This window comes from Virgibacillus sp. LDC-1 (assembly GCF_030137545.1).
Classification (GTDB): domain Bacteria; phylum Bacillota; class Bacilli; order Bacillales; family Amphibacillaceae; genus LDC-1.
The window spans coordinates 171,799-194,362 of record NZ_JARUVL010000004.1 but is presented as its reverse complement, the minus strand read 5'-3'; the positions used below and the strand labels follow the sequence as shown (position 1 = coordinate 194,362).

Below are 22,564 nucleotides of genomic sequence, written 5' to 3'. Positions count from 1 at the left end.
TTTATTATACAAAATCTCTTCCTTCTATTACGAGTATTTATCAATACTTTTATTTTTCATTGTAAAGACTGAAAAAGCAAACCTATAATTAGCTTGGTTTGCTTTTGTTTTAGGCTATTCTATTACAATGCCTTTGCGAAATTTTTCCATTCTAACATTGCTGCTTTTTTCGTAACCTTTTCCTTGTCATATTTCCACAGTGCATCCTCAAGTCTACAGCTAATTGGTACATCACATTTTATTTCTGCTAGTGTTCGAGACAAGTGTAGCATCTCTAAATCGGCATTTATTTTAGCTTGTACCCCCTTTGGGAGCTGATCAATATTTTCTAGTAACGCATCAATGGTTTCATAGGTTTGTAAAAGCTTGAGAGCTGTTTTTTCACCAATTCCTTTAACACCTGGATAATTATCGGAGCTATCACCCATTAAGCCTTTTAAATCAATCATTTGAGCTGGTTTTATTCCTCTTTTTTCATAGAAGTTTTCATGATCAAAGACTTCATAATTCCCTTGTCCTTTTCGCATAATTGCAACTTTAATGCCTTCATCCACAAGCTGTAAAATATCTTGGTCTCCTGTTAAAATAAGCACATTATGCTCTGTTGCATAATGACGCGCTAATGTTCCAATACAGTCGTCCGCTTCAAAGTTCTCTAATCCAATATTCGGAATATCAAAAGATTCCACTACCTCTTTGACTAAATCGAATTGGGGGATTAATTCCTCCGGCGGTGCAGATCGATTGGACTTATACCCGTCATACAAATCTGTGCGAAATGTTTTACTCCCCATATCCCAACAGCATATCGCATGGGTAGGGCTGAATGTATTGGTCGCATCAAGCAAATAGCGAAAAAACTGATAAACTCCATTTGTTGGGACGCCTGCACTTGTTTTCATAAAGTTTCCACGATAAGCTGTTGCATAAAATCCTCTAAATAATAAGGCCATCCCATCAATTAATAGTATGTTCTGCTTCATTTTCATTTACCTCCATCATTTCACTTGGAATAATTTGATCTAGCTGCTGTTTTCGTTGCTGAAGCTTTGTAACGTCTACCCCATCCCCCATAACAGATAAATGATTATCTACATAAGCAGCAAGCTCTGTGACTGCCTTTTGACGATACGCAGAAAAAATCTGCTCCCATTGCGTTTCATAGGAGGTGTACATATCTTGAGATATCCGCTCCAAATATTCTTGAATGGCAGGTGTTAGCTTTTCGTAAATCGCTTCTTTTACGTTTTCCTTTTCATTGTGTACGAAGAAAGCCTTCGTCCCCTTGAAAAACGATAATGCTTTTTGAAAATGCGCTAGTTCAAGGTGTTGGAACGCTTGTTCGTAAACCGGGGTATTGATTTCAATTACTGGATAATCCGGTAAAACAAAGCGTTCATCAATAGTCGCTATCCTTGTTGTCAATTCTTGTTTCACGTCATTTAATTGTTCACGTATATATTTTTCCACACGTAGAGAAACTGCTCTTGCCTCCTGTAATAACGTATAGCTAGTATCCTTTAGGAGTGACTTTAATGCTTGCTCTAATCCCATCCTACCCGCTTTCCCAGAATCCGTTATCGTTGTCGGATTAAAGGAGTCCTTGAATAAATCATGAAAGTGAATGGACAAGCGTTCTTGAACATAAAATAGCTGTTTTTCAATTTTTTGTTCTAGTTGCTTTAAATAAACTGTTATCGAATGGCTGCTTACTACAGCTTCCATGTCACTTTGTGCCTGTAGAAGCTGTTTCCGATATGTTTCCTTTTCCTGACGCGATAAAGTTGCCGTCTCGATGAACTGTGTTAATGTAGTTTGAATTCGTTGTACTTCAAATAATGCACTGTTCACCATTAATGCAGCAAGATCATGATGGATAAACGCATGAAAATCCTGTTCAAAGGTAGCCATTTTCTCGTTTAGTTGTTTGCTATCAAGCTTATCCTGAAGCGAGTGTTTACTTGATACCGGATAAATTCTAGGCAAACGAATTCCGAGTAACTGTAGTTGTTCCTCTACATAGTTGCTTACCATTTCTAAGTCTGCGGTATGCAGCGCTAAATCAGCTGCATTAATAATGAAAAACATTTTATCGAGCTGAAATGCTTCCTTAACTCTTCCAAGCTGAAGCAAAAATTCTTTATCTGCTTTTGCAAGCGCGTGGTTATAATACGTAATGTATAAAATAACATCCGCATATTTAATATAGTTAAATGCCACATTCGTATGTCGTGCATTAATGGAATCAGCACCAGGTGTATCAACAATGGTGATTCCTTGTCGTGTTAATGCACAATCATAAAAAAGATCAATTTCCTCGATATAGCATGCCTTTGCTTCATTTGTAACCACATCCTGGAATGCATCCAACGAAACGGTCGTTGTTTTTCCAATATGCATATGGAACTGTTCATAGCCTTGGATAAGTGCGTGAATATAAGTGGCATAGATCGGTTCAATGGTATGATTCGGAAGCACTTCTTCTTTTACTTGATGTAGCAGTGCTTTAAATGAATTTGCTTTAGGCAATCGTTCACCAAGCATTACTTCTAAATCGTCTATTAAAGTTTGCTCGCCCTTTAATGTTAATACAACCGTTCCATGTGGTTTTGTATGTGTAACTGGACATATACGTGTAATAACAGCCGTCGTAGGGTTTGGTGAAGATGGTAATATTTTTTCACCAAGTAGCGCATTAGCAAACGACGATTTCCCAGCACTAAATGCACCAAATAACGCAATCGTGATCGCTCTATTTTCTAGGCGCTCTTTTTTATCCTGTAAATCTCTAAGCACTGTTTCAAAGCCTGGCAGGCCTTCTACGGACTTTTCTGTATGTTCCATGATTGGTAGTACCTGTTCGATTGTATGGATAGATGTCGGCTTTTTTTGATTTGATAGAGCTTCTCTAGAGCGTTCAGTAGGCTGTTCCATTACTGCAGCTTCTAATTCACCTTTAACAACTGGTGCCCGATTCGTTTCTATGGCGCTTTTCAACGACCAAATTTGGTCATCCGTTACATCTGGTGCTACCAGACACTGATCAATCGCAGCCATTGCGCTTTGGAGATCATTTTCCAAGTCTACTTCTTTCTGTTTACTAATAAGTTCTGCTTCCAATGCTTGCTTTATATCTTCACTTTTTCGGAGCTCAGTAGCTTGATTTGCTTGTAACGCTGTTTTCATTTGTTCTAAGATACGCCATGATAATTGTTTGTATCGCTGTTTTATATTTGCTGCCAGCTCATTCGTATAATTCAAGAGATAGCTACCATTCAATTCCGCGCCTGGTTTAATTACTTTAAATAAGTCTTCCTCTGTTACGTCGATAGAAAATTGCTGGAGTTCATTTAATATAGATTGATCATGAATCGGATATTGTTTTATTAATGCAGTGAATTTATCTCTTAGCTTCCATTGAATGTTCGATTCGACAACTTGCTGAAAAGCCTCGAGAAACGATTGTAAACGAGCTTGTTTTTCTTCTTCTGTTTTTCTTTTCGCACCAAATAAACCAACCCTAAAATCCTTTTGCAGTGAAGCAAGAAACTGATTTGCTAGATCACGCAGCTCTGCAGGCATAATGTAGGCGTTTTGTAACGTTGTATTCATATCCTGTGAAAAGGCTGATTCGAATACTGCTGGAAGCTCCTTTATCCGATTCATGTCATCCTCTGTTTTTTTCAGCTTCTCTATAAGTCCCGCTTTATTCTCAGAAGATGAAGCAATTTCGGATTGTTGCTCCGCGAATTCCTGCTTTAGCTTTTCTTTATGTGCATGTACGATTTGCTGAAAGGAGCTTGAAGTTCGTAATATAGAAGTTCTATCTTCTTTTAACAAATGAAATAACCGTTCTTTAATCATTTGAAATTGATTTTGCGGATGATCCATATCCTTTAACGAGCAATAATAAATCATTTGCGGAGAAATAGACCATTGCTGAAATGTTTCGGTTACACGTTCATGAAAGGTATGAAAAGCTAATTCCTTCTCTTCATGCTTATCTACTTGATTAACAATTATATTAAATGGGATGCCCATTTCTTGGATCTGTTGCAGAAATACTAAATTTACTTCTGATTGAACATGATTGTAATCCATTACATAAAAAAGCATGTCAACAAGATGGAGCGATGATTCAGTAATTACACGATCAGCATCATCAGCAGCATCAATGCCTGGTGTGTCAATTAGTGCTGTTCGTGGTGGGAGAAGTGCTGAAGAAAGACTAATTTCAATTTGTTGGATAGTATCCTTCGTTGTACAATACGCTTTTAATGCGTCAATATCATACGGTTCTTTATATTCATAGGTGCTTTCATGCTTAAAATAAACTCGAGCAACACCTTCACCAGATGTAACCTTTACAATATTTGCACTTGTAGGGACTGGACTATACGGTAATATATTTTTCTCAAGCAACGCATTTATCATGGACGATTTCCCTGCAGAAAAATGCCCAGCAAAGGCAATGACCATCTCATCCTTCTGTACTTTCTCGAATAGTTCCATAAGCTTTGCTGCATTTTCGACATCATTATGGTCTTGTAGTGTATGATACAATGCAGTGATTTGAGTAGTATCAATCTTCAAGTTTTGGTTTTGCGGTGTACGCATGCTGTACAAATCCTTTCCTCGAAATGCTATCTTTCATTATACGAGAATATAAGAAGTTTAGCTACCGATGCTTTATATGTAAGGCTGTTTAGTTAAGTTTGATTTTTGCTGCAATTCCACACCACGTAACAGCATATAAAATGAAAAAACAACAAATAAAAAAGAAAGCATCGGAAACATTAAAATCCATTGATAATCAAAAATAAAAGCACGCCATTGACCGATTAATCCAGTCCATTCTCGACTAACCGAAATATATACAGGTGGTCCGCCAAGACGAAGTATCGTTCCCCCTAAAAACAAGTTGAAAATCCCAAGCTGTCCAAGAAGTGAAAGCGACAAAACAATTTCTTTTAAAAACATCACAAGCATCGTTCCCTTTAAATGTGGGAAAATATGCTTTACTGCAATTTGTAGCTTGCTTGCTCCGAGTGAAGCGGATGCTGTTATAAACAAACGCTTGTTTAACTCTATCGTTTTCGCTTGCATTGCTGCATATACTCCTGGGAAACCTACAATAATCATTAACAAAACTTGAAGAACGATTAATTCACTCATTTTTAAGGAAGAATTTATTGATATGCCGATTAATGCAAAATAAATAATGATAAATGCTGGTATGCTCCCAAGAAGTCCAAAACCGATGCCTTTGTCTTTTCTTTGATTTTTCCGATTCAATCCAGCCATAACACCTAAGGTTGAACCTAATACAACTCGAAAAAATGCGATTACTAATCCAGCAAACACCGTATATTTAGCTCCATATAGTAGCAAGGTCAATATATCATACCCCCACTCGTCCGTCCCAAAAGGATGCTGTCGAGAAGGTGGATATGGCGCAGCATAAACACCAAAATCGTCTGCGCTATTATAATAATAACCAGATGGCTCCACTTCATCTTTATCGTACGGAGCAAAAAGCGGACCAAATATAGCGACTAAAACAATAAACGAAGATAAACTAATTCCAAGCAATAGTCGAAAATTATTCATAGGAAAAAATCCTTTCTAAAATCACGATAAAAAGCCGAATACTCCAATATAAAAGCACGTACATAATGACCATCGTTAACAGCGTATTCACGGTTAAATTATATTGGTATCCGTCCTTCGTAAAGAGTAAACTGGTTAGTCCACTAATATTAAACAAATACTCGACAATAAATAAATTGCTCATCATGATTGCGATTACCTTATGTAAGTCTGCTTTTAAATAAGGTAATATATTGCGGACAGCATGCTGCATAAAAATATAGAAGACAGAAAACCCTTTCGCTTTCGCTGTTAAAATATAATCCTCTGTTAAGACATAAGCTGTAGCCTCTGAAAGTGTTCGGATGAGATAAATTGTTGGAACAATAATTAACGTAATGAGCGGAAGAAGTAACGCATGTTCATCTGCTCCTCTTGAAGCAACTCTTGCAATATGGAAACCAGTAGATTGATAGACCCATACTACTCCTAATTGTAAAAATAAAATAAAAATAAAATCAGGAATCAATCCTAAAAATCCAATAATATCCTTGCTCCATTCCTTTTTGGATCGACTATACCAGCTAGCTACTATCATTCCGATTATAACTGCAGCTAAACCAGCAACTAGCAAATAGACAAAAGAAAGACTAAAATGTCTTCCTACTGTTTGCAAGAAGTTTGGACTGCGATCTATTCCTTCTTGATAAATAAATGTATCACCGGTTCCAATTCCGCTAATATATGTATTTATTAATCTACTAACTACATGAAAATCGATCATTAGCTTCCCTGATGTGGTATTTAGGGCTAACGGAATTGCGGCTAACATGAGAATAAAAAATACGATGATAAAAAAAGATAAACTTGTTCGAATACGCTGCATTCACTCACGCTCCCGTTCAGTAAACAATGCTGCTTTTTACATAAGTAAAATGTACTACTTACAGAAAATTTGGTCAAGTAACAAAAGTACAAAAGCGCCGTTTAAAAACAGAGAGAGTGGTTCAGTGTAATCCTGATAAAGGAATCAAGGGAGTTAATTCGAAGAAAATAAAAAAATCCTTCTTCACCTATTTTGTAAGAAGGATTTTTTATTTATGAAAGTAGCTAAGTATCTTAAGCTTTATTTATCTGCTCATATTTCCCACCATAATATAGTAATGGCGATCCGTTATTTGTTTTGAGGTCCTCAACCTCTGCAATAAATATCACATGATCTCCCGCTTTATGCGTGTCAACCACCGTGCACGATAGCATCGCAAGTGCATTTTCTATTATCGGATTTTGTTGTAATTGGCTGAAGGGAATTTGGCGATCTTTTTCCTTTTGTTTTGCAAAAATCATGGAAATATCTTTTTGCTCTTCCTTTAAAACACTTAAGCCAAAGCGTTTTGCTTCCAATAATTTTGGATACATACTTGCTTTTTCTGCTATTGAAATGGCAATGAGTCGCGGATTTAATGAAATAGACATAAATGCATTAACCGTCATTGCAAAAACTTCATCTTTATAATCAACGGATACGATCGTTATTCCAGTTGTGAATTTCCCCATAGCATCACGAAATTGACGTTCATCCATTTAGATTCCCCCTTTAAAGTTTTCTATCTATACTTTTTCAGCGTATCATTAAATGGTTACTTTTTGAATTAACTTGCTCTTCCTATACATCATATTAAAATAAAGTGCGAATGTGCAAAAGCAGCAAATTGTATGTAAATACGAATTGTAATCCTTTAGCATGCTCTATTCTAAAAAAGAGCACTCTCCATCTAACGATAATGGGAGAGTGCAGTAATTTTTCAAATCAAACTGGGTATACACCATGTTTTCTTTCTGTAAAGAGAACATTCTTTGCCTCGTATATCTGAAAGCGTTTCGTTAATTCCTCTCGTAATAAATCCGGTTCAATAATCGCATCAATCACTAATTCTGAAGCTAACCGATAAATATCAATGTCGTTCTTATAAGATTCTTGTTTTTCTTTAATAAAAGCAGCGCGCTCTTCTTCCGGAAGTTCTGCTATTTTATTTGCATACACCGCATTTACAGCTGCCTCTGGACCCATAACCGCAATCTGAGCAGTCGGAAGGGCAAGACAACAATCTGGTTCAAAAGCAGGTCCAGCCATTGCATAAAGCCCTGCACCATAAGCTTTTCGAACAATTACGGAAATCTTTGGTACAGTTGCCTCACTCATTGCTGCAAGCATCTTTGCCCCATGTCTAATAATTCCTTGCTGCTCTACTTTTGTGCCAATCATAAACCCAGGAACATCTACTAAGAACAGTAATGGGATATGGAAGGCATCACATAATTGAATGAATTTGGCAGCTTTATCCGCTGAATCAGGAAATAAAACACCACCTTTCATACGTGGTTGATTCGCAATAATACCGACTGGTTTTCCATTCATTCTACTTAATCCTGTAATTAGCTCGGGAGCAAACTTTTTCTTTATTTCACAGAAGCTGTCTTCATCGATAATTTGATCAATTAAATCGTACATATTAAATGGCGCATTTTGGTTTTCTGGAATTAGCTCAGCAATTGTTTTTTCGACCCTTTTACTTTCCTTCGGTGTGAGTGCCTCAGGTTTTACCCGAAAATTAGCAGGGAAGTAGGATAAGTATTTTCGTGCATATTCAATTGCTTCTTGCTCTGATTTCACCAATACATCTCCACATCCGGAAATAGAGCAATGCATTTTCGCACCACCCATTTCTTCTAAGCTAACCTTCTCACCGATTACCTTTTCTGCCATTCGAGGTGAACCTAAATACATTGAAGCATTTCCATCCACCATTATGACGATATCACAAAAAGCTGGAATATATGCACCACCTGCTGCGGAAGGGCCAAACAAAAGACAAACCTGCGGAACTCTACCGGATAATTTTATTTGATTATGAAAAATCCTTCCAGCTCCACGTCTTCCCGGAAACATTTCTATCTGATCGGTAATACGCGCACCCGCAGAGTCTACTAGATATAGCATTGGAATTTCAAGTTTTTCAGCCGTTTCTTGAATACGAATGATTTTTTCTACCGTCCGTTTTCCCCATGAGCCTGCCTTTACAGTCGAATCATTTGCCATTACACATACATCCTGGCCATTAATTCGTCCAATACCAGTAACTACCCCATCCGAGGGCAATGAATCATCCATACAATTGGCGAAAAAGGCATCCTCTACCTCAAGATCTTCATCGAACAGTAATTCAAGTCGACTTCTGACAAAAAGCTTTCCTTTTTCATTATTTTTTTGGTGATATTTCTCAGCTCCCCCTTTTTCAATCGTTTCGATTCGCTTGCTTAATTCATCCAGATAGGACATGTAAAAACCTCCTGAAAATTAGTTCCCTGTATAATTTGGCTTTCGTTTTTCTTTAAAGGCACGCAGTCCTTCCATTCTATCCTTCGTAGGAATTGTTTCCTTATAACATAAATGTTCAATTTCTAGTCCTGTTGATAGATCAACCTCTAAGCCTCGATTAATCGCTTGCTTTGCTTGTCTTAAAGCAATCGGACCATTCGCTGCAATGGTTTCTGCAAGGGAAAACACTTGATCCATTAATTCGGTGTTATCATATAACTGCTCAACGATCCCTAGCTGAACCGCTTCCTCTGCATAGACTGGGGAACCAGAGAATATCAATCGTTTTGCATGCCCTCGACCTATTAATCGTGATAAACGCTGCGTCCCACCAGCTCCGGGAATAATAGCTAGAGTTGTTTCTGTTAACCCCATTTTCACTTCATTTGCAGCGATACGAATATCACAGGCAAGAGCAAGCTCTAGCCCACCACCATACGCTGCGCCATTTATTGCCGCAATTACTGGCATGGTCATATTTTCAATCTGATTAACCGTATGACCAATATAGCGAACTGCTTCGACTACTTGCGCATTGTCCATTCCTTTTCGTTCCTTTAAATCTGCTCCTGCACAAAACACTTTATCTCCTGCACCAGTAATAATCGTGCAATAGATTTCTTTATTGGTATTAATCTGCTCTATTGTCTCATTCAGTTCGTCTAGAAGCGCGCGTGACATGGCATTTGCAGCTTGCGGACGATTTAAAGTTACAAGTGCTACATGCGTTTGGAGCATTTCAAATGATACGAATCCTGCCATGCAACTCCTCCTCCATATTGAAGAGGGCACGAAAAACTATCAAACGTGCCCATCTAGCATGTTTATTAATGTAAAATATGAGATTTATAGATCAACTATTCGATTGTTGCAATAACATCACCTTCATTAACAAAATCACCTTCCGCTACCTTCAACTCTTTCACTGTTCCAGCTTCCTCCGCTCCAATGGGAATCTCCATTTTCATTGATTCAAGGATGACAATATCCTGATCTCCTTCTACCTTTTCTCCTTCGGCTACGACAATCTTCCATACGCTTCCTGCCATTGTGGCTTTTATTTCCTGCATTTTATCCTTCCTCCTTAGTTGTGGTTTAAATAATGTTTTTCAATAAAGCTTGTTGTTGTATTCCCTGTCTTATAAGGCTGTAAATCAATAATTTTTAATAACATTGGGATATTTGTTTTAATTCCCTTTAATTCATACGTTGCTAACGCCGCATGCAATCGCGCTATTGCTTCGTTTCGGTCCTTGCCCCAAACAATCAGCTTCCCAATCATCGGATCATAAAATGGGGTCACGTCGAAATCGCTCGTCACCGCTACCTCATTTCGAACATAATCTCCTTCAGGTAAATGTAAGCTTGTAATATGTCCAGGAGACGGGAAAAAGGTTTCTGGATCCTCTGCATAAATGCGTGCTTCGATGGCATGGCCGTTTATTGCAAGTTCATCTTGCTTCAATTGCAACGCATCTCCATTCGCGATGCGCAGCTGCTCCGCTACAATATCGACACCAGTAATTTCTTCTGTAACAGGATGCTCTACTTGAATACGGGTATTCATTTCAAGAAAATAAAAATTTTCGTCTTCATCAACTAAAAATTCGATTGTCCCTGCATTCGTATATCCAAGTGTTTTTGCGGCAGTTACCGCAGCCTCACCCATTTTCTGACGCGTCTTTTCGGATATAAACGGAGAAGGTGCTTCTTCAATAACTTTCTGATTTCTACGTTGAATCGAGCATTCTCTTTCAAAAAGGTGGATAGCATTCCCTTTTGTATCAGCAAGCAACTGGATTTCTATATGTCTCGCATTTTCAATCTTTTTTTCTAAGAAAATAGCTCCATCTCCAAAAAAAGCCTGTGCTCGCTTAGCATTTCCCGAAAATGCTTTGATTAATTGGGTATCGTTAGCAACAACTTCCATACCGATACCACCACCACCAGCAGCAGCCTTTACCATAATTGGATATCCGATTTCATTTGCTTTTTGGACAGCCTCATCACTCGAGCTGACTGCGTCATACGTCCCAGGTACGATTGGAACACCTGCTTGCTGCATCGCTTTCCTAGCGCTTACCTTATCCCCCATCGTTTTGATGACATCACTCGTTGGTCCAATAAAAATGATTCCTTCTTGTTCACATCGTTCAGCAAATGATCCATTCTCACTTAGAAACCCATAACCAGGATGAATAGCATCAACATTTGCTTGGCGCGCAACAGCTAATATCTTATCCACATTCAAATAGCTTTCATTCACACGAGGCGGACCAATTAAATAGCTTTCATCAGCCTGCTTTACAAAAGGGGCATGCTGATCTGCTTCCGAATAAATTGCGACAGTTTGAATGTGAAGCTTTTTACACGTCCTAATCACACGTGCGGCAATCTCCCCACGATTGGCAATCAATACTTTTTTAATCATACACTTTCCCCCATCCTTGCATAATTCTTCCTACATAGTGAATAGCATTAACAACCTAGCTGCCTAGCAATAACTAAACGCTGCACCTCTGATGTTCCCTCTCCTATTTCTAAGAGCTTGGCATCTCGCAAATATCTTTCCACTTCATATTCTCGCATATAGCCATAGCCACCATGAATTTGGATGGCTTGGTTTGCAGCGCGGAACGCTGTTTCTGTCGCAAAAAGCTTGGCATAAGCAGCTTCCTTTGTAAAAGGCTTATCTTGATCTTTTAACCAGGCAGCTTTATATACCATATTTCTTGCAAGCTCTACTTCCATTGCCATATCAGCGAGCTTGAATTGAATGGCTTGGAAGTTCGATATCGCCTTTCCAAACTGCTTTCGCTCTTTGGCATACTGTAACGACTTATCTAACGCAGCTTGTGCAATCCCTAAACCTAATGCAGCGATTGATATTCTCCCACCATCTAATGTATAAAGAAATTGCTTAAAGCCTTTGGATGGATCACCGAGAAGATTTTCTTTCGGGACGCGCACATTGTCTAATACAACTTCTGCTGTATCTGATCCACGAACTCCCATTTTATCGTAATTACTTGTTATGCTAATCCCTGCAGTATCTGTCGGCACAACGATCGCGGAAATAATATTTCTCCCCTTCTCGTTTTTACCAGTTACAGCAGTTACTATAATCGTTTTCGCATAGCTGGCATTTGTGATAAAGCATTTTTCGCCATTAATAACATAGTTATCGCCATCTAATACAGCGGTTGTCTTTGTCCCGCCTGCGTCTGACCCTGCATTAGGTTCTGTTAATCCAAACGCACCAAGAGCTTCTCCTTTTGCAAGCGGTTTCAAAAAGCGTTCTTTTTGTTCTTCAGTTCCGAAGTAATAGATAGGGCTTACTCCAAGAGAAACTGCTGCTGCATAGCTTAATCCTGTGCTGCCACAAACACGGCCAATTTCTTCAACAGCAATTGCATAGGACAGCGTATCACTTCCTGACCCGCCATATTTCTCTGGAAAAGGAATTCCTAGTAGGCCTAGTTCTCCCATTTGCTCAAAAATATCTAATGGAAAACGTGCTTCCACATCGATTTCAATCGCTCGCGGTTGAATAACATCAACAGCGAAATCGCGTACCATACTCCGAATCATCATTTGTTCTTTTGTCAATTCAAAATTCATTAAACCCCTCCTCAATGATCAACACGATAAACCGACTGGTTGGTCTGTATGAAGCTGACTTTTCACACAGAAGTTTAGATGCACTCACTTTTGCGATAGCAAAATAGATGCAAATGCGTTTTGATCTAAAAACCGTTCATGCAGAATGGCGTGCAAAATTAAATCAACAAAAATATCCCCAATCTCTTCAATTGTTTTTACACCTTCACGCTGATACCATTTATACGTCCAGTTCACCATGCCTAGAATAGCCATTCCCGTTATTTCTACAGATATATCCTGCCGAAATTCCCCACATTGTTTCCCTTCTTCGATTGCTTGCATAATGATTTGTTTAAATTGATCACGCTTTTGCTTTATTTGCAGCTCATATGCAGGTCGTAAATAAATATGTTCTTGATAAAATACGGAAATATGCGGTTTATACAAATCAAATACTTTCACAAAGCTCCTTACAATCGCTTGCAGCTTATCAGTAGGTGAATTAAATTCTGCATTGGCTTTTTCTGCATTTTCAAGCACATAGCTAATAAACGTATCATGGATAACAAATAACAATTCATCCTTGGAGGAAAAGTGATGATAAAATCCTCCTTTTGATGTCCCTACTTGCTCCACAATCTCATTCACCGATACACCATGAAAGCCTTTTGCTTCAAAAAGCGGAAGTGCTGTCTGTATTATTTTTTTGCGTAAATCCGACATAACCCCTCCTCTCCATTATCCAAATATTATCCTATCACATTTTTCAGAAAATATATAGTATTTATTTAATATGCTCCAGAACGAGGTTTACAGATTTAACTCTATACTTCTTCTGCAATATAAAAAGAGTGGGTATGTACCCACTCTTCTAATTAAGCATCCTTTATTTCAGTAAATGGTGTCTCATAAACCGCTTCTCTCCACACCTCTTCTACTTCTCCTTCATGATCTGTATCAATGACAAAGGATCCATTACTATAACGGTCACTTACCGATAATTCTAATGGGAAGATTTGATGTGTCTCACCATGACTTGTCTTAAAATGAATTGTCTCACTTTCATTCCCAACAATAAATCCTTTTACCCGATGTGGCTTGCTCTTTAATTCACGAAGCATGAGAAGTCCTCGTTTAGCACGACTTGTTTTCTCAAAATCTTGCAGTTTCATACGTTTGCAAGCACCTCGTTGAGTAACTAGTACTAATGAAGGTTCAGAAAGATCATCAAAAACTTGTCCATTTACAACATACTCATTTTCTTTTAATTGAATTGCTTTAACACCGGCAGCTCGTTGTCCTACGACAGGTACTTCTGACTCGTGATACCATAATCCATAGCCTTTGTTCGATGCGATAAATATGTCAGAGTAACCATTTGTTAAGCATACATTAACTACTTCATCATTTCCTTTTAAGTTGATCGCAATCAGTGCTTTTGAATAACGTTGTGCTTCATACACATTAATTTCGCTTCGCTTCACTAACCCATTTTTCGTAAAGAATACAATATACGATCCTTCTTCAAATTCACGAACAGGAATACATTCGATAATCCGTTCGTCCTTTTCAATATGCACGATATTTGATATATGCTGGCCAATATCCTTCCAGCGAATATCTGGAAGTTCATGGACAGGGATATAGAGATAATTCCCTTTGTTTGTAAACAACAAAATTTTATCCGTTGTATTGATTTCCATTAATCGAACTAGATGATCCTCTTCTTTGATAGCAAAATCTTCGCCATTGGAAGCTTGATAAGAACGAAGGCTTGTTCGTTTAATATAGCCATCCCGTGTAGCTGAAACGAGAACATCCTCGCTTGCTATCATCACTTCAATATCAATGGTAAGCTCTTCAATTTGATCTTCAATTGACGTTCTTCTTGGATCTCCAAAATCCTTTTTTAGTTGTTTTAAGTCATTTTTAATGGATTGGAGTAATTTTTTTTCACTCGCTAAGATCGCTTCTAAAGCTTGGATACTCTTTTGTAGCTCTTCCGCCTCTTTGTTTAACGTGGTGATATCCGTGTTTGTTAACCGATATAATTGCAACATAACGATTGCTTCAGCTTGTGCCTCTGTAAATTCATATTTACTCATAATTTGCTGTTTTGCATCCTGCTTATCCTTGGATGCACGAATCGTTGCAATCAATTCATCAAGAATAGAAATTGCTTTGATTAATCCTTCAACTATATGCGCTCTTTTTTTAGCATGTGTTAAATCATAAGTCGTTTGTCTTGTGACAACTTCCTTTTGATGATTAATATATGCATCAAGCATTTGCGGTAATGATAACAGCTTTGGCGTTTTATCCTGGATTGCCACCATGTTGAAATTGTATGTTACTTGCAAATCCGTATTTTTATATAAGTAATGTAACACACTTTCACTATTAACGTCCTTCTTTAATTCAATAACAACACGCAAGCCTGTACGGTCAGTTTCATCGCGAACCTCCGCAATTCCTTCGACCTTTCGATCAATTCGAAGCTCATCGATTTTCTTAACCATGTTCGCTTTATTTACTTCAAACGGTATCTCATCAATAATAATTTGCTGACGACCACCGCGCATCTCTTCTACACATGCTCTTGCACGAATAATAATTTTTCCTTTTCCTGTTTCGTAGGCTTTTTTAATTCCATCAATTCCTTGGATAATTCCACCTGTAGGGAAATCTGGTCCTTTCATCGCCGTCATTAGTTCCTCTATGGTCACAGCTGGCTTATCAATCCGCATAATAACTGCGTCAATGACTTCAGCAAGATTATGAGGCGGGATATCAGTAGCATACCCTGCTGATATTCCTGTTGAACCATTTACTAATAGATTTGGAAATTTTGCTGGTAATACTACCGGCTCAGAGTTCGTGTCATCAAAGTTCGGAATAAAATCGACAGTTTCTTTATTAATATCACGAAGTAGCTCTGATGCAATACTAGACAAACGTGCCTCGGTATAACGCATTGCAGCTGGTGGATCACCATCATTACTTCCGTTGTTGCCATGCATTTCAATTAATAGGTTCCGCAATTTCCAATCCTGGCTTAAACGTACCATTGCTTCATAAACAGACGAGTCACCATGTGGATGATAGTTACCAATAACGGTTCCTACTGTTTTTGCTGATTTACGAAAGTTTTTATCATGTGTATTCCGTTCTTCAAACATTGCATACAGAATTCTGCGTTGCACTGGCTTGAGTCCATCGCGGGCATCTGGTAGTGCACGATCCTGAATGATGTATTTACTATATCTTCCAAATCGATCACCAATTACTTCTTCCAATGGAAGATCCAAATATTTTTCTGCTTGTGACAAACCAATTTCCCCCTATTTCCTATGCTCTAACTTGCGATTATGAATGGATTTTTTCATTTTCTAAAATATTGGAATCCTCTTCCATACCAAACGCAACATTTTGTTCTATCCAGTTTCGTCTTGGTTCTACTTTGTCACCCATTAATGTTGTCACTCTACGCTCAGCTCTCGCTAAATCTTCTATAGTGACACGAATTAATGTTCTTGTTTCAGGGTTCATCGTTGTTTCCCATAATTGATCTGCGTTCATTTCACCAAGACCTTTATATCGTTGAACGATATAACCAGACTTAAACTGCTTTATCGCAGCTTGTAATTCATGCTCTTCCCAGGCATAGATAATCTGTTCTTTTTTTCCTTTTCCTTTGGAAATTTTGTATAAAGGCGGGAGCGCAATGTACACTTTTCCTGCGTCCACTAGTGGACGCATGTAACGATAAAAGAATGTTAGCAATAACACTTGAATATGTGCGCCATCTGTATCCGCATCTGTCATTATTATAATTTTATCATATTGCACGTCTTCTAAATCAAAATCGCCACCAACACCTGCACCAATCGTATGGATAATAGTAGATATTTCTTCATTTTTAAAAACGTCTTGTAGCTTTGCTTTTTCCGTATTTATTACTTTTCCTCGCAACGGAAGTACAGCTTGAAACTTTCGATCTCGTCCTTGCTTTGCAGAGCCACCTGCTGAATCACCCTCAACAAGGTATAATTCATTTCGTTGTGGATTACGTGATTGAGCTGGAGTTAATTTTCCACTTAGTAACGTATCTTTTCTACGTTTTTTCTTTCCTGTTCTTGCTTCTTCGCGTGCTTTGCGAGCAGCTTCACGTGCTTCCTTCGCTTTGATTGCTTTTTTAATCAACAAACCCGCAATATCCGCATTCTCTTCTAAAAAGTAAGTTAACTTTTCCGAAACCACATTATCTACAGCAGAACGTGCTTCGGAAGTACCTAATTTACTCTTTGTTTGCCCCTCGAATTGAAGTAATTCTTCTGGGATTCGAACTGAAACAATCGCTGTTAGTCCTTCTCGAATATCTGTACCTTCAAGATTTTTTTCTTTTTCCTTTAATAATGCGTTCTTTCTTGCGTAATCATTAAACGTTCGTGTTATCGCAGTACGTGCACCAGATTCATGTGTTCCGCCATCTCTTGTGCGCACATGGTTAACGAACGACAGCATGCTTTCCGCATAACCATCATTAAACTGAAATGCAAAATCTACCTCAATATCATGAAATGCACCCTCAAAGGATATCACTTCATGTAAGCTATCCTTTTCTGCGTTTAAATATTGAACAAATGCCTTTAATCCTTCTGGATAATAAAACTGTTCTTTTTTGTCAACACGTTCATCCGTAAATTCAATCGTAAGGCCTTTTAATAAAAACGCTGCTTCTAGAAGTCGTTCAGAAATTATTTCAGCATCAAAGACCGTAGTAGAAAAAATAGATTCATCTGGCTTAAAGGAAATAATGGACCCAGATTTCCGCGTTTTCCCTTTCCGTATTGGGGCTGCGGTTGGCTTTCCACCATTCTCAAAACGTTGAAAATAAATTTCTCCATCACGAAAAGTGGTAACTTCTAGCCATTCGGAAAGTGCATTCACAACAGATGCACCAACACCATGCAGTCCACCACTTGTTTTGTATCCTCCTTGCCCAAATTTACCACCAGCATGAAGAATGGTGAATATGACCTCCATCGTTGGTCGTCCTGTTTTATGCATACCGGCTGGTATCCCTCTACCACTATCTTCAACGGAAATGCTATTATCCTTATGTATTGTTACTTTAATCGTATCTCCATACCCTGCTAATGCTTCGTCAACTGCATTATCTACAATTTCAAATACAAGATGATGTAATCCACGATGATCCGTACTTCCTATATACATACCTGGACGTTTACGAACTGCATCTAGTCCCTCTAGTACTTGAATGGAATCATCAGAGTATTGTACTGGTTTTTTTGCCAATCGTGATCGGCTCCCTTCATTCTAAAAAAAATAATAAACGATAAAATATAAACTATCATGCCCATATCATTCCGTACGCATACGAGTGTACATGTCTATTAGTATACTATAACTGAATTCAGCTTGTATAGAAAGTTTACATGAACGTACTTAGCGTTACTTGCTTTTCAAGTCATTTTCAATAAAATAAGTGACTTATAAAAAAAAGACAAAGAAGAGAAGCTCTTCCTCTTCTCTCCTTTAGTGTACAGCTGTTGACTTGTGCTACTTGTAGTAATAGAAGTTTATTATATACTATCTTATTTACTTTTGAATAAGCTGTTGATCAACTAAAAATTGATAAGCAACATCTTCTGGAGACTTATCCTCATAATCAACCTGGTAATTCATTTCCCGCATTTGTTCATCGGATATCATTCCACCTAGCTGATTTAACAATGGTTTTAGCTTGGGATATTTTTCAAGGGTAGACGCGCGCATTAAAGGTGCCCCTTGATATGGTGGAAATAAATGCTTCGGGTCAGCTAACGTAGTTAAATTCATCTCTACCATATAGCTATCTGTAGCATAAGCGTCAATAATGTCGACCTCTCCATTTGCAAGAGCTTCTTGTCTAATGCCCGGTTCCATCGTTTTAATCGAACCAATGTCTAAATTATAAACATCTTGCATCCCAACATAGCCATCCGAACGATCCTTGAATTCTAATGTGAATCCAGCCGTAATGGAATCTTGCACTCTTTTTAGATCCGCTATTTCTTCAAGCTGATTCTCTTCGGCGAATGCTTTTGTTAAACCGATCGCATACGTATTATTAAATTTCATCGGTTCTAGTAGAACCATATTATATTTCTTTTTCATACCTTCTCTTGCTTGCTCGTATACTTCACGCGCCTCATTACTCACTGCACTCTCTTCTAAATGGGTAACAATTGCTGTGCCTGTAAATTCAGGATAGATATCGATACTTCCTTCTTTTAACGCCGAAAAAACAAAAGCAGTCTTCCCTAATCCAGGCTTAAGCGCAACATCTAGATCTGTTTCTTCTTCAATAAGTAGCTTATACATATTGATTAATATTGCTGGTTCTGTACCAAGCTTTGCTCCTATGACAAGATCTGCTCGTTTATTCGCTTGAAAAATAAATGGTAGTGAAATGATAAGCACGGTAATAACGATCATTGCGATGAAAGACTGAAACCCCGCCTTTCTTGATACGTGTTCAAAACCTCGCAATACGAGATCGAGTAATATTGCAAGTAATGCTGCCGGTATTGCTCCTAATAAAATTAAATTAATATCTGCTCCACGATCTAGTCCGAGTAATATCAATTCGCCTAACCCACCAGCACCAATTAACGCTGCAATCGTTGTTGTTCCAACGATCAGCACCATAGAAGTACGGATACCAGCCATAATGACCGGCATTGCAATTGGTAGTTCTATCTTTAGAAGCCGTTTATAGGAATTCATTCCCATTCCCTTCGCAGCTTCCTTTAAAGCAGGATTCACTTCACATATTCCAGTGTAAGTATTCCTTAATACTGGCAGTAAGCCATAAGCTGATAATGCGATAACAGCAGGTACTTTGCCTATTCCAAAAAAAGGAATAAGGAAGGCTAATACGGCTAAGCTTGGAATTGTCTGCATAATCGCCGACATTCCAATAATCGGTTCTGCGATCCGCTTGAAGCGAGTTAGAACTAATCCCAATGGTACCGCAATTAAAATAGCGATAACAAGTGACAATAGTGAGATTTGCAAATGCTCCCAAGTCGTTTCGAATAAAACGTCTTTTCTTTGGAGGAAAACGGAGATAAAATCGCTCATTTTTATATCCCCCTTGCTGTCGCAGTGGAATTTTCATATAAAAAGTGAATCATATCTTCGTAGCTTATTGTTCCTATTAGCCTACCATGTTGAACTACCGGATACACATCAAGCACATTATTTTTCATATGTTTCATTGCTGCGGATAGAGAAAGCTCATTTGACAGTACTGGAACAGAAATCCAGCCTCCGTTTCTCCATGCACCTACATATCTTCCGTCATCGTTCATTACATAAAAAACTTGATTAGATTCCTCATTTTTCTCTATTAAATTATGCTCTTGCACGATGCGTGAACTTTTATTTTGCTGCATAATAACATCGATTGCGGTATTCCACGGAGATTTTCGTTCTCCAATAAAACTTTCAACAAATGACGTTTCTGGATGTAGGATAAGTTGTTGAGGTTGATCGACCTGAATGATTTTTCCATTTCGCATGAAACAAACACGATCACCAAGTGCCAGTGCCTCATCCATATCATGCGTAACAAAAACAATCGTCTTTTTTATTTCTTTTTGCAACGATCGAATATCCTTTTGAAGTTGCTCTCTACTGATTGGATCTAATGCACTAAACGGTTCGTCCATTAAAATAATATCTGGGTCTGCTGCTAACGCTCGTATCACGCCAATTCGTTGTTGTTGTCCTCCTGACAATTCACTTGGCATTCGTTTCTGATACTTTTCAGGCTCTAGTCCTACCATGTCTAATAATTCCATTGCTCGCTTCTGCTGTGCTTTCCGCTTCCACTTTTTCATGTCTGGAACAACAGAAATATTTTCCTCAATCGTCATATGTGGAAATAAAGCAATTTCTTGCAAGACATAACCAATATTCCATCTTAATTCATGAATATTATATTGCCGAATATCTTGGTTATTAATAAGTATGGAGCCTGATGTCGGTTCAATCAAGCGATTAATCATCTTCATAGTTGTTGTTTTTCCGCACCCACTAGGGCCTATTAAAGTCATCATTTCGCCTTTTTTAATTGTTAATGAAAAATTATCCATTGCCTTCGTTCCATCTGCATATACTTTATTAACCTGTTTAAATTCGATCATCTCATCCCTTCCTTTCTAAAAAATAAAGGGATTGCTTCATTCGATCCGCAGGCCCTTATTTACGGAATATTATAACAAAACTTTTATGTTCTTTCATAGCAAGTTCATGATAAAATAAGAAAGAATCGTTTTCTAGATTAGGAATATTGAAGGAAAGTAGGTATGGAAGATGGAGTATATTATTTTTGCAATTATTGCTTATTTACTAGGTTCGATTCCATCTGCTCTTATTGTAGGGAAGGTTGGTTTCAATATAGACGTTCGGAAACATGGAAGTGGGAATTTAGGAGCCACAAATACGTTTCGAGTATTAGGAGTGAAAGCAGGAATTATTGTAACGCTTGCAGATATTTTCAAGGGAACCATTGCAACTTTAATTCCATTACTCTTTGATGCAGAAGTAAATCGACTTATTATTGGTATTTTTGCTGTATTAGGACATACATATCCACTGTTTGCTAAATTTAAAGGTGGAAAAGCAGCCGCAACTTCAGCTGGCATTGTCCTTGGAGTAAATCCACTGTTATTTGTCATTATGGTTTGCTCTTTTTTAGTTACATTGTACATTTCAAAATACGTATCTCTTTCATCGATGATTACAGGCGTTATTTCTATTTGTGTGACTCTACTTATGAAAGACACGGGTTTATTTATTGTTACCACATTATTAACTGTGTTTGTTTTTTATCGACACCGTGAAAATATAAAACGAATTAAAAATAAAACAGAACCGAAAATTACGTGGATGTGATACAGATTAATTGAATATTCAAGGTTGCTCAAGTATACTTTGAATGAATTCGTCGAAGTACTAAATAGAAAGGATCTTACAGAATGGATAATACAGAATTAATGGTGCAACGAAAATTGCCTTCAAAAGCAGAAAGACATAAATTATTTGGTTCTGTAAATCCAGGACCGCGAACGAAGCCAGTAGAAAAAGAAAAAATGTCTGATCTACAAAATGTGCAAAAAGATTTTTTATTTGCCATAGATCAGGTTGGGATTGCCAATGTGAATCATCCCATAACTGTAGAAAGTACTATACAACCAACTATACAGACTACGATCGCATCATTTAGTTTAACAACCAGTATCCACCAAGCAAGTAAAGGCACGAACATGAGCCGATTTACAGAACAATTACAGCTTTATCATACAAATGGATTTACAGCAGATATTGCTAACCTAAAACAGTTCACCAAAGAGCTAACAGATCGACTAGAGCAAGAAGATGCACAAGTCGAGCTTTCTTTTCCTTGGTTTTTCGAAAGACAAGCACCGCAATCAGGTTTAGCAGGACTTAATCATGCGGACGTGACACTATCTGTTTCGTATAATAAGCAAACTGGCTTTTCTATCAAAGGTTCACTCGAAGTATTGGTTACAACACTTTGTCCGTGCTCTAAAGAAATCAGTGAATACAGTGCCCATAACCAACGCGGACGCGTATTTATGGAAGCGACATTTAATGAATATATCGATGAGGCAAAGATTGATTGGAAGGAACAATTATTAGAAGCAGCAGAAAGTAATGCTAGTTCTAGACTGCATCCTGTTCTAAAACGACCAGATGAGAAAATGGTAACGGAACACGCTTATGAAAATCCGCGATTTGTTGAGGATATGGTACGTTTAGTGGCTGCAGATTTATATGAAATGCCATTTATACAAAAATTTAAAGTTTCCTGTCGTAATGAAGAGTCGATTCACATGCATGATGCAATTGCTTCGTTAACTTTTGACAAGAACGAATTTAATTTATAAGGATCGGAAA

17 protein-coding genes are annotated in these 22,564 nt (G+C 37.9%); 2 read left to right on the top strand and 15 right to left on the bottom strand.

Features of this window, described 5'->3' with window-relative positions; all coding sequences use genetic code 11:
* Window positions 1-122 precede the first annotated feature (122 nt).
* The 15 genes from QBK89_RS05755 to QBK89_RS05685 form a co-directional block, all read right to left on the bottom strand.
* Window positions 123-983, bottom strand: a complete 861-nt coding sequence (locus QBK89_RS05755) for a 5'-3' exonuclease (protein ID WP_284140076.1) — start codon at window positions 981-983, stop codon at window positions 123-125.
* Window positions 958-4,617 (bottom strand): dynamin family protein, encoded by a 3,660-nt coding sequence (locus QBK89_RS05750; protein WP_284140075.1) that lies wholly within the window; start codon window positions 4,615-4,617, stop codon window positions 958-960. Before QBK89_RS05750 ends, QBK89_RS05755 begins: the two co-directional genes overlap by 26 nt.
* 72 nt (window positions 4,618-4,689) lie before the next feature.
* Window positions 4,690-5,610, bottom strand: coding sequence for an ABC transporter permease (locus QBK89_RS05745; RefSeq protein ID WP_284140074.1), 921 nt, complete (start codon window positions 5,608-5,610; stop codon window positions 4,690-4,692).
* Complete coding sequence (locus QBK89_RS05740; RefSeq protein WP_284140073.1) at window positions 5,603-6,475, bottom strand: ABC transporter permease subunit; 873 nt, start codon at window positions 6,473-6,475, stop codon at window positions 5,603-5,605. The genes QBK89_RS05745 and QBK89_RS05740 overlap by 8 nt, the downstream gene beginning before the upstream one ends.
* 233 nt (window positions 6,476-6,708) lie before the next feature.
* Window positions 6,709-7,173 (bottom strand): flavin reductase family protein, encoded by a 465-nt coding sequence (locus tag QBK89_RS05735; RefSeq protein ID WP_284140072.1) that lies wholly within the window; start codon window positions 7,171-7,173, stop codon window positions 6,709-6,711.
* A 226-nt stretch (window positions 7,174-7,399) separates the two neighbouring features.
* Window positions 7,400-8,929, bottom strand: a complete 1,530-nt coding sequence (locus QBK89_RS05730) for an acyl-CoA carboxylase subunit beta (protein ID WP_284140071.1) — start codon at window positions 8,927-8,929, stop codon at window positions 7,400-7,402.
* 18 nt (window positions 8,930-8,947) lie between these two features.
* Window positions 8,948-9,730 (bottom strand): enoyl-CoA hydratase, encoded by a 783-nt coding sequence (locus QBK89_RS05725; RefSeq protein WP_284140070.1) that lies wholly within the window; start codon window positions 9,728-9,730, stop codon window positions 8,948-8,950.
* A 95-nt stretch (window positions 9,731-9,825) separates the two neighbouring features.
* A complete protein-coding gene (locus QBK89_RS05720) occupies window positions 9,826-10,038 on the bottom strand; it encodes an acetyl-CoA carboxylase biotin carboxyl carrier protein subunit (RefSeq protein WP_284140069.1) in 213 nt (70 codons plus the stop codon).
* A gap of 14 nt (window positions 10,039-10,052) precedes the next feature.
* Window positions 10,053-11,399: an acetyl-CoA carboxylase biotin carboxylase subunit gene (locus QBK89_RS05715; RefSeq protein ID WP_284140068.1), complete on the bottom strand. Its 1,347-nt coding sequence runs from the start codon at window positions 11,397-11,399 to the stop codon at window positions 10,053-10,055.
* A gap of 47 nt (window positions 11,400-11,446) precedes the next feature.
* Window positions 11,447-12,589 carry an acyl-CoA dehydrogenase gene (locus QBK89_RS05710; protein WP_284140067.1) on the bottom strand — a complete coding sequence of 381 codons (1,143 nt, stop codon included), beginning with the start codon at window positions 12,587-12,589 and terminating at the stop codon, window positions 11,447-11,449.
* Between the two features lie 84 nt (window positions 12,590-12,673).
* Entirely contained in the window at window positions 12,674-13,294 is a 621-nt protein-coding gene (locus QBK89_RS05705) for a TetR/AcrR family transcriptional regulator (RefSeq protein ID WP_284140066.1), read from the bottom strand.
* 152 nt (window positions 13,295-13,446) lie between these two features.
* On the bottom strand, window positions 13,447-15,900 hold the full coding sequence (gene parC / locus QBK89_RS05700) for a DNA topoisomerase IV subunit A (RefSeq protein WP_284140065.1): 2,454 nt from the start codon (window positions 15,898-15,900) through the stop codon (window positions 13,447-13,449).
* A gap of 37 nt (window positions 15,901-15,937) precedes the next feature.
* On the bottom strand, window positions 15,938-17,890 hold the full coding sequence (parE, locus tag QBK89_RS05695) for a DNA topoisomerase IV subunit B (protein ID WP_284140064.1): 1,953 nt from the start codon (window positions 17,888-17,890) through the stop codon (window positions 15,938-15,940).
* Between the two features lie 303 nt (window positions 17,891-18,193).
* Window positions 18,194-19,720: an ABC transporter permease/substrate-binding protein gene (locus QBK89_RS05690; protein ID WP_284140063.1), complete on the bottom strand. Its 1,527-nt coding sequence runs from the start codon at window positions 19,718-19,720 to the stop codon at window positions 18,194-18,196.
* A gap of 2 nt (window positions 19,721-19,722) precedes the next feature.
* Entirely contained in the window at window positions 19,723-20,787 is a 1,065-nt protein-coding gene (locus QBK89_RS05685) for an ABC transporter ATP-binding protein (protein WP_284140062.1), read from the bottom strand.
* Between the two features lie 169 nt (window positions 20,788-20,956).
* On the opposite strand from QBK89_RS05685, the gene plsY reads away from it, so the two are divergent.
* Both plsY and folE2 read left to right on the top strand, forming a co-directional pair.
* A complete protein-coding gene (gene plsY / locus QBK89_RS05680; RefSeq protein ID WP_284140061.1) occupies window positions 20,957-21,538 on the top strand; it encodes a glycerol-3-phosphate 1-O-acyltransferase PlsY in 582 nt (193 codons plus the stop codon).
* An 83-nt stretch (window positions 21,539-21,621) separates the two neighbouring features.
* The gene (gene folE2, locus QBK89_RS05675; RefSeq protein WP_284140060.1) at window positions 21,622-22,554 is read left to right on the top strand and encodes a GTP cyclohydrolase FolE2; all 933 of its coding nucleotides are present in this window, start codon (window positions 21,622-21,624) and stop codon (window positions 22,552-22,554) included.
* Window positions 22,555-22,564: the final 10 nt, after the last annotated feature.

What these genes read in the sequence shown, in the direction of transcription:
- QBK89_RS05755 (WP_284140076.1), bottom strand. Translation starts at nt 983, where the DNA reads ATGAAGCAGAACATACTATTAATTGATGGGATGGCCTTATTATTTAGA.
- QBK89_RS05750 (WP_284140075.1), bottom strand. Translation starts at nt 4,617, where the DNA reads ATGCGTACACCGCAAAACCAAAACTTGAAGATTGATACTACTCAAATC.
- QBK89_RS05745 (WP_284140074.1), bottom strand. Translation starts at nt 5,610, where the DNA reads ATGAATAATTTTCGACTATTGCTTGGAATTAGTTTATCTTCGTTTATT.
- QBK89_RS05740 (WP_284140073.1), bottom strand. Translation starts at nt 6,475, where the DNA reads ATGCAGCGTATTCGAACAAGTTTATCTTTTTTTATCATCGTATTTTTT.
- QBK89_RS05735 (WP_284140072.1), bottom strand. Translation starts at nt 7,173, where the DNA reads ATGGATGAACGTCAATTTCGTGATGCTATGGGGAAATTCACAACTGGA.
- QBK89_RS05730 (WP_284140071.1), bottom strand. Translation starts at nt 8,929, where the DNA reads ATGTCCTATCTGGATGAATTAAGCAAGCGAATCGAAACGATTGAAAAA.
- QBK89_RS05725 (WP_284140070.1), bottom strand. Translation starts at nt 9,730, where the DNA reads ATGGCAGGATTCGTATCATTTGAAATGCTCCAAACGCATGTAGCACTT.
- QBK89_RS05720 (WP_284140069.1), bottom strand. Translation starts at nt 10,038, where the DNA reads ATGCAGGAAATAAAAGCCACAATGGCAGGAAGCGTATGGAAGATTGTC.
- QBK89_RS05715 (WP_284140068.1), bottom strand. Translation starts at nt 11,399, where the DNA reads ATGATTAAAAAAGTATTGATTGCCAATCGTGGGGAGATTGCCGCACGT.
- QBK89_RS05710 (WP_284140067.1), bottom strand. Translation starts at nt 12,589, where the DNA reads ATGAATTTTGAATTGACAAAAGAACAAATGATGATTCGGAGTATGGTA.
- QBK89_RS05705 (WP_284140066.1), bottom strand. Translation starts at nt 13,294, where the DNA reads ATGTCGGATTTACGCAAAAAAATAATACAGACAGCACTTCCGCTTTTT.
- QBK89_RS05690 (WP_284140063.1), bottom strand. Translation starts at nt 19,720, where the DNA reads ATGAGCGATTTTATCTCCGTTTTCCTCCAAAGAAAAGACGTTTTATTC.
- QBK89_RS05685 (WP_284140062.1), bottom strand. Translation starts at nt 20,787, where the DNA reads ATGATCGAATTTAAACAGGTTAATAAAGTATATGCAGATGGAACGAAG.
- plsY (WP_284140061.1), top strand. Translation starts at nt 20,957, where the DNA reads ATGGAGTATATTATTTTTGCAATTATTGCTTATTTACTAGGTTCGATT.
- folE2 (WP_284140060.1), top strand. Translation starts at nt 21,622, where the DNA reads ATGGATAATACAGAATTAATGGTGCAACGAAAATTGCCTTCAAAAGCA.